Genomic DNA, 13332 nt, shown 5'->3' on the forward strand with positions numbered 1-13332 from the left:
CGCGGGCAATCAACGCACGTCGATTCAAAAATCCCGCCACGTGAAATCGCAACAGAATGAATGTCTTCTGCGTCATATCGGTGTTCCCTGAAAGACCGCGACGCTCACGCGCGCCGCGCGAGACGCCGGACAAAGCGGTCGCCGACGAACTGCACCGCCGTCACGATGACGATGAGCAGCACGATCACCGTGACCATCACGGTCGTATCGAAGCGCTGATAACCGTAGCGGATCGCGAGATCACCAAGCCCGCCCGCGCCGACCGCGCCCGCCATGGCCGACGAGCCGATCATCGCCACGACCGTGATCGTGAAGCCACCGAGAATACCCGGCAGCGCTTCGGGCAGCAACACGTGCCAGACGATGTGGCGACGCTGCGCACCCATCGCCTGCGCGGCTTCGATCAAACCGCGATCGACCTCGCGCAGACTCACTTCCGCCACGCGCGCAAAAAACGGAATCGCGGCGATGCTGAGCGGCACGATCGCGGCCCAGACGCCGATCGTCGTTCCAACCAGCAACCGTGTGAGCGGCAGCAGCGCGACCAGCAGGATGATGAACGGCGTCGAGCGAAACGCATTGACCAGCGCGCCGAGTGTCGTATTCACCGCGCGACGTTCGAAGATGCCGCCGCGCGTCGTCGTCACCAGGATGAGTGCCAGCGGAATACCGATCAACGCCGCGATCACCGCCGATACGCCCACCATCACGATGGTGTCGCGAATCGCACCGACCAGCTCGGATAGCCAGAGATCAGACATAGCCGAGCACCTCCACACGGTTCGCGTAACGTTTTGCCTGCGCGACCAGGGAGGCGACCTGGGTTTGCAATCCTTCGTGTGTAACGTCGGCATGAGCGCTACTTAATTGCGCTGCGACAATCAATCGTCCTTGCGCATGCCCTTGAATCCGGTCGATACCGCCATGTACGAAGCTCACGCGACCGCCGCCGCCCGCGCCAAGCGCACTGACGAGGCCGCCCAGATCGGGCTCACGCGAATCGGCGCCGGTGAAGCGCACGTCGAGCAGCACCTGGGCCGCGTCGGGCGCTGCTTCGTCCAGAGATTTCACGCGCGCCGCAAGCTCGGCCGGCAGATCGTGAACCAGTGTGCGCAGCAACGCACGCGTCGCGTCGTGCTGCGGATCGCCGAACACACGCCACACGGGACCCACCTCGACGACTTCGCCGCGTTCGAGTACCGCGACCGTATCGCACACCTCGCGGATCACTTCCATTTCGTGCGTGATCAGTACGATCGTCAGACCGAGACGCCGGTTGATATCGCGCAGCAGCGTGAGAATCGCCTGCGTCGTTTCCGGATCGAGTGCGGATGTCGCTTCGTCGCACAGCAGGATGTCGGGATCGTGTACCAGTGCGCGTGCGATGCCGACCCGCTGTTTCTGCCCACCGGAGAGGCTGGCCGGCCACGCGTCGCGTTTCGCGGAAAGCCCGACTAGCTCGAGCAGTGCATCGACTTTTTCGTCGATGGCGGCTTTCGGCACGCCGGCTATCTTGAGCGGTAGCGCAATGTTGCCGTGCACGGTTTTCGCGGACAGCAGGTTGAAATGCTGGAACACCATGCCGGTGCGGCGCCGCAGGCCGACCAGCCCGCGCTCGTCGAGGCCTCCGACGCTCACACCGTTCACGCGCACGGTGCCGGACGTCGGCTTTTCGAGTCCGTTGACGAGACGCAGCAGCGTCGACTTACCCGCCCCGCTACGACCGATGATGCCAAACACTTCACCGCGTGCCACCGAAAGCTCGACGTTCGCCAGGGCAATCGCGTTCGCGCCGCGCGGTCCGGCAAAGGATTTGCCAATGCCATCGAACTGCACGGCAGGTAGCGCGGCATCGCGTGCCGTATGGTCCGCGGCTCGCGCAGGCGCATCCTCGATAAAACCGGGCCAATCGAAAAGCGACGTCATGCTTCAACCGATGTATTCGCACGCCGCCGATACTGCGCACCCACGTGCACATCGGGCAACCGCGCCCGACCCGCGCCGAAGAGCTTCTCGCGCAGCGTCGGCGCGGCGGCGTAGTCTTCCTTGTAAACCCCGCGGTTCTGCAGCTCAGGCACGACGAGATCAACGAAATCGACGAACGATTCGGGCATCACGGTACGCGTCAAATTGAATCCGTCGACACCCGCCTCTTCAATCCACGACACCAGTTCGTCGGCGATCTGCTGCGGCGAGCCGACCACCGGCTTCGCACGACCGCCTAATGTCATCTGTTCGAGCACCTTGCGCTTGGTCCACACACCGGTGGTACTTTTCTTCGAAATCGCCTCGACCGCCGATTGCATCGACTCGGTCTTCACATACGAAATCGGTTCGTCGAGTTCGTACTGCGAGAAGTCGATGCCGGTCGAACTGGAGAAGTGCGCAATACCGCCTTCGGCACTCGCATAGCGGCGATATTCCTCGAATTTTTCCTGCGCGGCGCGTTCGGTTTCACCGACCACGACCGTGATGCCGGCAAAGATCTTGATGTCGTCAGGGGCACGACCGAAACGCACGGCACGAGCGCGAATGTCATCGACGATCGAACGCGTCAGTTGCTTGTTCTGCCCGCCAACGAACACGCACTCCGCATGTCTTGCAGCAAAATCGACACCGCGTTGCGACGATCCCGCCTGATACAACACCGGCGTACGCTGCAACGACGGCTCGCTCAGGTGGATCGCATCGATCGAATAGTACGGGCCATCGTGCTTCACGCGATGCACCTTGTCCGGATGCGAGAACACGCGCGCCGCGCGGTCGCGTACCACGGCGTCGTCTTCCCAGCTCTGTTCCCACAGCTTGTACACGACGTTCATGTAATCGTCGGCGCGGTCGTACCGGTCGTCGTGCGCGATCTGCTGCGTGAGCCCCATGCCGCGTGCGGCGCTGTCCAGATAGCCGGTCACGATGTTCCAGCCGACGCGGCCCTTGGTCAGATGATCGAGTGTCGACATACGCCGGGCGAACAGATACGGCGGTTCATACGTGAGATTCGCCGTCACGCCGAAGCCGAGATGCTTCGTTACCGCGGCCATCGCGGGCACGATCAGCGTGGGGTCGTTGATCGGAATCTGTACCGATTCGCGCAACGGCGTATCCGGGCCGCCTTGATAGATGTCGTACACCCCGACAATATCCGCCAGAAAAATTCCGTCGAACTTGCCGCGCTCGAGTGTGCGCGCGAGGTCGGTCCAGTAGTCGAGATCGGTGTAGTGCGCCGAGCGGTCGCGCGGATGTGTCCACAAACCGTGATTGATGTGGCCGACCGCATTCATATTGAACGCGTTCAGCAGGATTTTCTTCTTCGTCATTGCGTGGCTCCGTCGTGCTCGCTGCGTTGCGTTGCCGTTACCACGCGACGGCGTAGAGATTGCCGAACGCCTTGTCGAGCGCGGTGCGCACCGCCGGCGAATGCTGATAGATCGAGATGAACTTGCGGATGCGCGGATCGTTCACGCTGTCGGGCCGCACCACCCACTGGATCGCGAAGATCTTGTTCTCGGTGCCGTCGAAGAGCAGCGCACTGTTCGGATCGGTCGTGCCGGCGAGCTTGATGAAGCTCGGATAGCCTTGCGCGAGATCGACGTCGTCGAGCGAGCGGGCGAGTTGCGACGCTTCGAGTTGCACGATCTTCAGATGTTTCGGGTTATCAACGATATCGAGCGTGGTCGCGCGGTAGTCGATGCCCGGTTTCAGCTTGATCAGCCCCGCACGTTGCAGCAACAGCAGGCCGCGACCACCGTTCACCGGGTCGTTCGCAATCGCCACGGTCGCACCGTCTTTCAACTCGTCGAAGCGCTTCACCTTCTTCGAGTACAAGCCGATCTTCATGATCGTGCCCGGTGCAATCGCAACAAAGTTATAACCGCCCTGCTTCTTCGCGTTCTCGAGAAACGGAATGTGCTGGAAATAGTTGACGTCGATGTCCTTGTTCGCCAGCGCCGCGTTTGGCGTATTCCAGTCGGTGAATTCGATGATCTTCACATCGAGACCCTGATCTTTTGCTTCGCGCGCCGCGATTTTCAGTGCTTCGATCTGCGGGCTCGTCGCGGTGCCGATCTTCAACGTGGACAGATCGCCGGCCACGGCAGCAGACGCGGACGCCGCAAACACGAATGCGCTACCCAGAGCGAGCATGGGCGAGCGCCCCGCCACGCGGAAGAAGCGCCGCACGCTGGACAGGAAAAATTTCATGGTGAACTCAATCGACGAGGTTGGTCGGGGTGTACCGCTTCCGGCCTGACAGCGGAGATCGGCGCCGCCGGTGTCGGGCGTGCCGTGGGCGGCTTGGGACGCTTGATGCGCGATGCGTAGACGAACTAGCGGATCAGCGCGGACAGCGGAAATGCGGGCAGGTCATCGCCTCTCTCCAGATGAGGTGCAGACGATGATAGGGCCGCTCCTGAGCGCGGTCTACGAACGGATTTTCGAATGGAAATCGCGAAATGCGATATGGATGGGCGAAACTGGGCAGTCGCGTCGCTGCCTTCGCTGCGAAATAAAAAAAGCTGGTGACCTGGGAGCACCGCCGGGTACACCCAGATCGCCAGCTAACACAAGGAACCTGGAAGGAACCTGCGTGGGAGCCACCGTTAGCGCTTGACGCGCCGAATTAACTTAACGCTTCGCAATCTGCTGTTGCGCATCGCTGTTCGCTACATCGGCCGCAGCCGTAGCGGGCATTCCATCCCAACCACCGCCGAGCGCACGGATCAGGTTGACCGTCGACACCGCTTGAGTACCAGTCAGACGGCTCGCCTGCAACTGCGACACCAGCACCGAACGCTCGCTGTCGATCACGTTGAGATAGCTCACCTGCCCTTCCTCATACTGCGTCTGCGACAGATGCGCCGCGCGCTGCGACGCGACCACTGCGTCGTTTTGCGCACTGATCTGATCGTCAAGCAGACGCAGATCGGCGAGGTTGTCCTCGACTTCGCGGAACGCGACGAGCACCTGCTGACGATACTGCGCCACATCTTCGTCGTACTTCGCGCGAGCCTGGCTGAGACCGGCGCGGCGGCGACCGCCGTCGAAGATCGGCAGCGTCAACGCAGTACCGGCCAAAGGCCCAAGCAGGAAGGTCCGGCTCGACCACATGAACAGGCTGCCCAACGTCGCCGACTCATAACCAAGCGCACCGGTAATATCGAGCTTCGGGAAGAACGCCGACTTCGCCAGACCGACGCGCGCATTGGCCGCAGCCATCGCACGCTCAGCCGCCGAAATATCCGGACGACGTTCGAGCAGCGCGGACGGCAAACCTGCCGGCACACGCGCAACGACCGGCGCGAGCGGCGTTTCCGGGAACGAGAAATCGGCGGGCGCCTTGCCGAGCAGGATGGCAAGACTGTGCTCCGACGCTGCACGTTGACGCGCTACGCCCACCGCATCGGCGCGTGCCGATGCGAGTTCGTTGCGAGCCTGCGCGACGTCGAGTTCGCTGATATCGCCTTCCTTGAAACGGCGCTCGGTCAGCTTCAGCGAGTCCTCACGCAATTTGACGGTCTGGCGGTACAGCCCCTGATCGGTGTCGAACTGGCGCAACTGGAAGTAGTTCTGCGCGACATCGGCCTGCAGCGCGAGCTGCACCGAGCGGAACAGCGCTTCGCTCTGCTGTGCGTCGGCACGTGCCGCGTTGACATTCGATCCAACCCGCCCGAACAGATCCGCTTCGTACGAAACGGTACCCTGCGCGCGCCACAACGTCGTGGTCGTCGAACCATTGTTCTGCGGCAGGAACTGCGATGCCGCCGACGCCGTTTCGCGCGTCGGCCCAAAGCCCGCATCGAGCGACGGGAACCACGCGGAGCGAGCCGCCTGGGTCAGCGCACGCGCCTGCTGCACGCGTGCGGCCGCCGCCTTCAGATCCTGATTCGCCGTCGCAGCCTGCTGCTCCAGATCGTTCAGCGTCGAATCGCCGAACACGGTCCACCATTCGCCGCGATGCTCGGCATCGGCCGGTTGCGCGGGCTTCCACGTGCCCGCATCCTGCGCACTGATCGCAGGCGCTTCCTTGAAGGAGGCCGGTGTCGGCGCATCGGGCCGCTTATACGTCGGCTCTACAGAGCAGGCGGCGAGCAGCATCAACAGCAAGCCGCTCGCGGCCGCCCGGCTCCAGCCGGGCAAAGATTCAAGCCTTTTCATTATTGGTTTCTCCTCAGGCGTGCGTCGCCGGCAACGCTTGATGCGGCGAATCCTTCTGCGCCACATGAATCTTGCCGCCCGCGAGCGTACGCAGTACCACATAGAACACCGGTGTCAGCATCAGGCCGAACAGCGTCACGCCGAGCATGCCGAAGAACACCGCGATACCCATTGCATGGCGCATTTCCGAACCCGCGCCGGTCGACAGTACGAGCGGTACCACGCCCATGATGAAAGCGATCGACGTCATCAGGATCGGGCGCAGACGCATGCGGCTCGCCTCGATGGCCGCCGACAGCGGTGAATGGCCATCGTGTTCGAGCTCGCGCGCGAACTCGACGATCAGGATCGCGTTTTTCGACGCCAGCCCCACCAGCACCATCAAGCCGATCTGCGTGAAGATGTTGTTGTCGCCCTGCGTGAGCCACACGCCGGTCAGCGCGGACAACAGGCTCATCGGCACGATCAGGATCACCGCAAGCGGCAACGACAGGCTTTCATACAACGCAGCGAGCACGAGGAACACGAGCAGCACGCTGATCGGGAACACCCACATGCCGGCATTGCCCGCCAGCATCTGCTGGTACGTCAGGTCGGTCCATTCGAGCTTCACGCCGCGCGGCAAGGTTTCCGCCGCGATGCGTTCGGCCGCAGCCTGCGCCTGGTTCGTCGAGTAGCCCGGCGCCGGACCGCTGTTGATGTCCGCAGCGGTGTAGCCGTTGTAGCGCACCACCATTTCCGGGCCGTACGTCGGCGTTACGGTGACGAGCGACGACAGCGGCACCATATCGCCGGCGGCGTTACGCGTCTTCAGTTGCAGGATGTCGTCCGCGCGCTGCCGGAACGGCGCGTCGGCCTGCACCCGCACCTGGTATACGCGACCGAAGCGGTTGAAGTCGTTCACATACAGCGAGCCGAGATAGATCTGCATCGTGTTGAACACATCGGTGACCGGCACGCCGAGCTGCTTCGCTTTCACACGGTCCAGATCGACGTTCAGCTGGGGCACGTTGATCTGATAGCTGGAGAAGGTCGGCCCGAGTTCAGGCGTCGTCGCGGCCTTCTTGATGAACGCCTGACTTGCGTTGTTCAACTCCGCATAACCAACCGCACCGTGGTCTTCCAGCTGCAGCTTGAAACCACCAAGCGTACCGAGGCCGAGCACCGGCGGCGGCGGAAACACCGCCACGAACGAATCCTTGATCGTGCCGTACTGCTGGTTCAGCGCACCGGCAATCGCACCGGCCGACAACGTCTTGCTACCGCGTTCCTTGAACGGCTTGAGCGTCACGAACACAATGCCCGCGCTGGAACTGTTGGTGAAACCGTTCACTGACAGACCCGGGAACGCCACCGCACTTTCGACACCCGGCTGCTTCAGCGCAATCGCGCTCATGTCGCGGATTACCTTCTCCGTGCGATCGAGCGATGCACCGTTCGGCAGCTGCGCGAAAGCGATCAGGTATTCCTTGTCCTGCGCCGGCACGAAGCCGCCAGGCACGATGTGCGTGATCAGCGCGGTCGCGCCGAGCAGCACCGCATACACGACTAGCATCGCGCCCTTGCGCTTGAGCGCACCGTTCACACCGCGGCTATACGCGGTCGAACCACGCCGGAACACCTTGTTGAAGCCGGCGAAGAAACGGCCGAGTACACGATCCATCACGCGCGTCAGCACGTCCGGCTTCGCGCCGTGGTCGCGCAGCAGCAACGATGCAAGCGCCGGCGACAGCGTCAGCGAGTTGAACGCCGAGATCACCGTCGAGATCGCGATGGTCATCGCAAACTGCTTGTAGAACTGACCGGTCAGGCCCGTCATGAATGCGAGCGGCACGAACACGGCAACCAACGTGAGCGCGATGGCGATAATCGGCCCGCTCACTTCCTGCATCGCCTTATAGGTCGCATCGCGTGCACTGAGCCCGCTTTCGATGTTCCGCTCGACGTTCTCCACCACCACGATCGCATCGTCGACGACGATCCCGATCGCGAGCACCATCCCGAACAGCGACAACGCGTTGATCGAGAAACCGAACGCCAGCAGCAGCGAGAACGTCCCGATGATCGACACCGGCACAGCGATCAATGGAATGATCGACGCGCGCCACGTTTGCAGGAACACGATCACCACGATCACGACCAGCGCGATGGCTTCGAGCAGCGTATGCACGACCGCCTCGATACTCGAGCGCACGAACTGCGTCGGGTCATAGACGATCTTGTAGTCGACGCCAGCCGGGAAGTCCTGCTGCAATTCCTTCATGGTTGCCCGAACTTCGTCGGAAATCTGCAGCGAGTTCGCGCCCGGCGACTGGTTGATCGCGAGTGCGACGGCCGGCTTGTTGTCGAGCAACGAACGCAGACCGTATTCCGATGCGGCAAGCTCGATCCGCCCGAGGTCGCGCAGATACGTGACGGCGCCATCGGGCGCGGTCTTCACGACGATGTCGCCGAATTCGCCTTCCGTGCGCAGACGGCCGCGAGCGTTCACCGACAACTGCAACGGCGTGCCCGGCACCGACGGCGACGCGCCGATCGTCCCGGCCGCGACCTGGATGTTCTGCTCGCGAATTGCATTGACGACATCGGTAGCGGTCAGGTCGCGCTGTGCGACCTTCTGCGGATCGAGCCAGATGCGCATCGAGTAGTCGCCGGCGCCCCACAGCTGCACCTGGCCGACGCCCTTGATCCGTTCGAGCCGGTCCTTGACGTTCAGCAGCGCATAGTTGCGCAGGTACGTCATGTCGTACTGGTTGTTCGGCGAGATCAGGTGGACCACCATCGTCAGCGTCGGCGAACTCTTGATCGTCGTCACGCCGAGCCGCTGTACGTCATCGGGCAGACGCGGCAACGCCTGGTTCACGCGGTTCTGCACGAGCTGCGTGGCGAGGTCCGGGTTGGTGCCGAGCTTGAACGTGACGGTAAGCGTCAGGTTGCCGTCGCTATTGGCCTGCGACTGCATGTACAGCATGTTCTCGACGCCGTTGATCTGCTCTTCGAGTGGCGACGCAACCGCTTCCGCGATCACCTTCGGATTCGCACCGGGATACTGCGCATGAACCACGACCGAAGGCGGCACCACTTCCGGATATTCGGAGATCGGCAGCTGGAACAGCGAAATCACGCCTCCCAGCAGGATCAGGACCGACAGCACACCCGCGAAGATTGGCCGGTCGATAAAGAATTTAGATATGTTCATTGGAGGCTCTTGATGTTGGAGCGCTTGCGCGTGTCGAACGGTGCGAGCTCATGGCTCGCGCGGTTCAGCCTGGACGACAGATCGCGTCCGCGGTTCACGAATTCTTCTCCGCCTTCGCTTGCGTCTGTGCCGGCGCTTGGGCGTCTGCCTGGGCCGGTGCCGGCTTCGCTGCAGGTGTTTTCGTCTGCGCAACCGGTGCCGCATTCGGATCGACGTCGGCGTTCATCGGCACCATGTGTGCGCGCACCTGATCGCCCGGCCGCACACGCTGCGTACCGTTCACGACGATGCGGTCACCGGCCGCGAGACCGCTCTTGATGACACGCAGGCCTTCCTGTTGCGCACCGAGTGTCACTTCGCGGTACGCGACGTGATCATCCTTGTCGACGACGAACACGAACTTCTTGTCCTGATCGGTATTGACCGCAGCATCGTCGATCATCACCGCCGGATGCGGCACGCTGCCGCTGACCTTCACGCGTGCGTACAGCCCTGGCACGAGTACACCGTCCGCGTTATCGAAACGCGCGCGCACGCGGATCGTGCCTGACGACGTATCGAGCCGGTTGTCCACCGATTCGATCGTGCCGCTGCGCGAGTAACCGGTTTCGTCGGCGAGGCCGAGTTCGACCGGCACCTTGCCGTCCTTCACGCGGCTGATGTACTGCAGATAGGTTTGTTCGTCGGCATCGAACGATGCGTAGATCGGCGAGACGGAAACGAGTGTGGTGAGCGGCGCGGCGCTGGCGCCCGCCGACACGACGTTGCCGAGCGTGATTTCCGCACGCGATACGCGACCCGACACCGGCGCGACGATCTTCGTGTAGCCGAGGTTGATGCGCGCGGTTTCGAGCGCAGCTTCAGCGGCCTTCTGGTTTGCATTGGCTTCGCGCGACGCGTTCTGCTTCTCGTCGTAGTCGCGTTTCGCGATTGCGTTGTCGCTGAGCAGGCGCTGCGCGCGTTCCCAGTCGCTCTGCGCATAACCGCTGCGTGCCTGCGTGGCAGCGAGCTGCGCCGCCGCGCGATCGACTTCAGCCTGATACGGACGCGGATCGATGACGAACAGCGTGTCGCCCTTTTTCACGAGCGCGCCGTCCTTGAAATTCACCGAGACGATCGTGCCCGACACGAGCGGGCGCACATCGACCTTCTCGATGGCTTCGAGGCGGCCCGAATAGCTTTGCCAGTCGGTGATCGTCTTCTGGACGACCGTCGCCACATCGACTTCGGGAACGATCGCCGACGCAGACTGCGCCGGCGCGCGTGCATCGACGCGGATCGCGCCCAGCGTACCGAGCCCGGCTACGACGAGGACTGCGACCGTGGCGATTGCCAGGCGGGGGCGGGAGAGCGGAAGAATGGACATGTTGGCTCCAAGGTGGTTTCTGTGATCAATCAGGTTGTTTGTTTGGCTGCGCGCGCGTCCCGGACCTCGCGGGCCTCGCGACTGTCGCGGACATCGCGGGTGTCGCGCATCGCGAAGCGGCACTGAAAAAAGCGCACGGCTTCCTCGAGGGCGGCCGGATGTTCGGCAACGGCGGCATGCGACACGCTCGGGTAGCGGACCACCTGGGTCAGCACGCCCGCGTCGATCAGGCTGCTCGCGTACTTCTCGGCCTCGACGTGCAGCACATCGTTTTGTGCGGTGATGACCAGCGTGGCCGGCAGACCTGCAAGCCGCGCCGATTCGAGGGGCGCAGCATACGGATGCATGCGCTGCGACGCCTGCGGCAAATACGCGCGGTAGCAGGCAGCGCACTCGCTCGCGGTGATGTCCGAACTCAGTCGACGCTCGTCGCCGAGCCGCGTGAGGCTTGGATCGAGCATTGGACCGAACAGCGCCTGCGCATCGATGCGCACGTCGCCGCGATCGCGCCCGATGAACGCGAGACAGTTGGCCAGTTGCCCACCGGCGTCATGGCCCGCCACGCCCAAACGCCGCGTATTGCCGCCGAACGTGCGCGCGTTGGTCTGCGCCCAGAGCGCCGCGAGGTGCGCGTCTTCGGGTGCGGCGGGAAACGGAAAGCGCGGCGCGAGCGAATAGCCGACCGACACTACGAGAGCCGGTAAGCGCTCTGCTAAATAGCGTGCGGCGCTGTCGGCGGCATCGATCGAGCCGCGCACGAAACCGCCGCCGTGGAAGTACAGCAGCACCGGCAGCCCCGACTTGGCGGCAGGCCGGTACAGACGCAGCGTGATCGGCTGTGCGTAGCCCTCGATCTGTACATCGGTGAGTTCCAGCGAGGCGCCGTCCTCCACGAGGCCCGGGGCCGAGGGAGTGAAGGAGTACGGCGATTTGAATGCATCCATGTCGAGCAGCGCAATGCGCACAGAAAGGCGATGGTGCGAATTGTGGGTTCAGCAGACTCGCAAATAAATGCCTATAATCCGGCAACACAATTCGGTGCACCTGAACAATCGCCTCGCTTATCGGCTGGGCGGCTTCTCTCCAGATGCACCTGCCCTTTCGGAGGTCTGCAATGGACCGGCTTCAGGCCATGCAAGTGTTCACCCGGGTCGTCGACACCAACAGTTTCACGCGCGCAGCGGAAACGCTCGACATGCCGCGCGCGTCGGTCACGACCATCATTCAGAATCTCGAAGCGTTTCTTGGCGTACGCCTGATGCACCGGACCACCCGGCGCCTCTCGTTGACGCCCGATGGCGCCGCCTACTACGAGCGTTGCGTGCGGATTCTCGCGGATGTCGAGGAAACCGAAGCAAGCTTCCAGAGCGGCAACAAGAAGCCACACGGCAAGCTGCGTATCGATATGCCGGGCTCGATCGGCCGGTTGATCGTGATTCCTTCTCTGTGCGAATTCCACACTCGCTACCCGGATATTGATCTGCAGCTCGGTTTGACAGACCGGCCGGTGGATTTGCTCCAAGAGGGTGTGGATTGCGTGGTGCGCGTGGGCGCGCTGCAGGATTCGTCGCTGGTGGCGCGACGTATCGGGTTATTCGAAGGCGTGTCGTGTGCGTCGCCCGATTACCTCGCAAAGTTTGGCACACCGCAGACATTCGAAGATCTCGAGCAGCATAAGGCTGTGAATTACTTTTCGAGTCGTACGGGACGTGTGATCGACTGGGCTTTTCTGGTGGACGGCAAGGAAGTCGAGGCGAAGATGCAGGGCATCGTGTCGGTCAACGATGCGGATGCTTATGTCACCTGTGGGCTGGAGGGATTCGGTTTGATCCAGCCGGCGCGCTTCATGGTGCTGCCGCATTTGCAGTCGGGGCAACTGGTGGAGGTGCTGCCGCATCTGAAGCCGCTGCCGATGCCGATTTCGGCGGTGTATCCGCATAGCCGGCATCTGTCGTCGAAGGTGCGGGTGTTTGTCGACTGGATTGCCGAGGTGTTCGATCGGTGTCCGTTGTTGAGTGGGCGGGCAAGTCTTGACAAGACTTGTACGATGCGCACGCCTGAGCAGCGGGAGGCGGCTTCTGCGCTGGATACTCCTGTTATGACTGAATGGGTCGCATAGGGTTTTGTTTGCTTGCCTGTGCAGGCGGCTGTCGTTTGCTTTGGCCGGCGGCCTAGCTTTAGCGCCTCTCGGCTGGATTGTTTGCCTGTGCAGGCGGCTTTGTTTTAGCGCCTCGCGGCGCAGGCGTTGCCCCTGTGCGGGGCGGCACCTTCTTTCTTTGCCGCGGCAAAGAAAGAAGGCAAAGAAAGCCGCTCGAGACGTTACCGTGTCCTTTCCATGTGCAGTCTTCGTGGCCCGCACCTAAGTGTCGCCATCGCACTGACACGGTAGTGGTCCGAGACGAGATCATCCCTCGCACTTTCTGCTGTAGTGACAAGGCGCTCATCCGTTCCGGCGCGCTTCGCCGCCGATGGACATAACCGTCCTCGTTCGGCGTGCCTTCAGCTCTTCGATTTCAGCCTCTTCTTTGTCCTTCAGACTGACTCCTTGCCCCTCAAATTGCGCCTTTAATCTCGTCACCAACTTCCCGTTCAGGCTTGGTGTTTAAGCTGTTTC

9 protein-coding genes are annotated in these 13332 nt (G+C 62.5%); 1 reads left to right on the plus strand and 8 read right to left on the minus strand.

All coding sequences use genetic code 11. The features are described 5' to 3' along the window. Positions 1-104 precede the first annotated feature (104 nt). The 8 genes from FNZ07_RS01675 to FNZ07_RS01710 all read right to left on the minus strand — a co-directional run bounded on the left by FNZ07_RS01675 (position 105) and on the right by FNZ07_RS01710 (position 11662). Positions 105-761 (minus strand): methionine ABC transporter permease, encoded by a 657-nt coding sequence (locus tag FNZ07_RS01675; protein WP_091007557.1) that lies wholly within the window; start codon positions 759-761, stop codon positions 105-107. Continuing rightward, positions 754-1926, minus strand: a complete 1173-nt coding sequence (locus tag FNZ07_RS01680; RefSeq protein WP_091007560.1) for a methionine ABC transporter ATP-binding protein — start codon at positions 1924-1926, stop codon at positions 754-756. Before FNZ07_RS01680 ends, FNZ07_RS01675 begins: the two co-directional genes overlap by 8 nt. Next, entirely contained in the window at positions 1923-3317 is a 1395-nt protein-coding gene (locus FNZ07_RS01685; RefSeq protein ID WP_091007564.1) for an LLM class flavin-dependent oxidoreductase, read from the minus strand. The genes FNZ07_RS01680 and FNZ07_RS01685 overlap by 4 nt, the downstream gene beginning before the upstream one ends. 37 nt (positions 3318-3354) lie before the next feature. Beyond that, the gene (locus tag FNZ07_RS01690; RefSeq protein WP_091007567.1) at positions 3355-4200 is read right to left on the minus strand and encodes a MetQ/NlpA family ABC transporter substrate-binding protein; all 846 of its coding nucleotides are present in this window, start codon (positions 4198-4200) and stop codon (positions 3355-3357) included. A gap of 423 nt (positions 4201-4623) precedes the next feature. Further along, positions 4624-6153: an efflux transporter outer membrane subunit gene (locus FNZ07_RS01695; RefSeq protein ID WP_091007569.1), complete on the minus strand. Its 1530-nt coding sequence runs from the start codon at positions 6151-6153 to the stop codon at positions 4624-4626. Between the two features lie 13 nt (positions 6154-6166). After that, on the minus strand, positions 6167-9352 hold the full coding sequence (locus FNZ07_RS01700; protein WP_091007572.1) for an efflux RND transporter permease subunit: 3186 nt from the start codon (positions 9350-9352) through the stop codon (positions 6167-6169). 94 nt (positions 9353-9446) lie between these two features. Continuing rightward, on the minus strand, positions 9447-10718 hold the full coding sequence (locus FNZ07_RS01705; RefSeq protein ID WP_091007574.1) for an efflux RND transporter periplasmic adaptor subunit: 1272 nt from the start codon (positions 10716-10718) through the stop codon (positions 9447-9449). A gap of 29 nt (positions 10719-10747) precedes the next feature. After that, the gene (locus FNZ07_RS01710) at positions 10748-11662 is read right to left on the minus strand and encodes an alpha/beta hydrolase (protein WP_091008865.1); all 915 of its coding nucleotides are present in this window, start codon (positions 11660-11662) and stop codon (positions 10748-10750) included. Between the two features lie 170 nt (positions 11663-11832). Here FNZ07_RS01710 and FNZ07_RS01715 point away from each other — a divergent pair, with 170 nt between their 5' ends. Continuing rightward, a complete protein-coding gene (locus FNZ07_RS01715) occupies positions 11833-12837 on the plus strand; it encodes a LysR family transcriptional regulator (protein WP_091007577.1) in 1005 nt (334 codons plus the stop codon). Positions 12838-13332 lie beyond the last annotated feature (495 nt).

It is taken from the genome of Paraburkholderia megapolitana (assembly GCF_007556815.1).
Lineage (GTDB): Bacteria > Pseudomonadota > Gammaproteobacteria > Burkholderiales > Burkholderiaceae > Paraburkholderia > Paraburkholderia megapolitana.

Excerpts from the sequence above, each read along its gene's own strand:
- FNZ07_RS01715 (WP_091007577.1), top strand. The coding sequence starts at position 11,833 with ATGGACCGGCTTCAGGCCATGCAAGTGTTCACCCGGGTCGTCGACACC.
- FNZ07_RS01690 (WP_091007567.1), bottom strand. The coding sequence starts at position 4,200 with ATGAAATTTTTCCTGTCCAGCGTGCGGCGCTTCTTCCGCGTGGCGGGG.
- FNZ07_RS01695 (WP_091007569.1), bottom strand. The coding sequence starts at position 6,153 with ATGAAAAGGCTTGAATCTTTGCCCGGCTGGAGCCGGGCGGCCGCGAGC.
- FNZ07_RS01685 (WP_091007564.1), bottom strand. The coding sequence starts at position 3,317 with ATGACGAAGAAGAAAATCCTGCTGAACGCGTTCAATATGAATGCGGTC.
- FNZ07_RS01700 (WP_091007572.1), bottom strand. The coding sequence starts at position 9,352 with ATGAACATATCTAAATTCTTTATCGACCGGCCAATCTTCGCGGGTGTG.
- FNZ07_RS01680 (WP_091007560.1), bottom strand. The coding sequence starts at position 1,926 with ATGACGTCGCTTTTCGATTGGCCCGGTTTTATCGAGGATGCGCCTGCG.
- FNZ07_RS01710 (WP_091008865.1), bottom strand. The coding sequence starts at position 11,662 with ATGGATGCATTCAAATCGCCGTACTCCTTCACTCCCTCGGCCCCGGGC.
- FNZ07_RS01675 (WP_091007557.1), bottom strand. The coding sequence starts at position 761 with ATGTCTGATCTCTGGCTATCCGAGCTGGTCGGTGCGATTCGCGACACC.
- FNZ07_RS01705 (WP_091007574.1), bottom strand. The coding sequence starts at position 10,718 with ATGTCCATTCTTCCGCTCTCCCGCCCCCGCCTGGCAATCGCCACGGTC.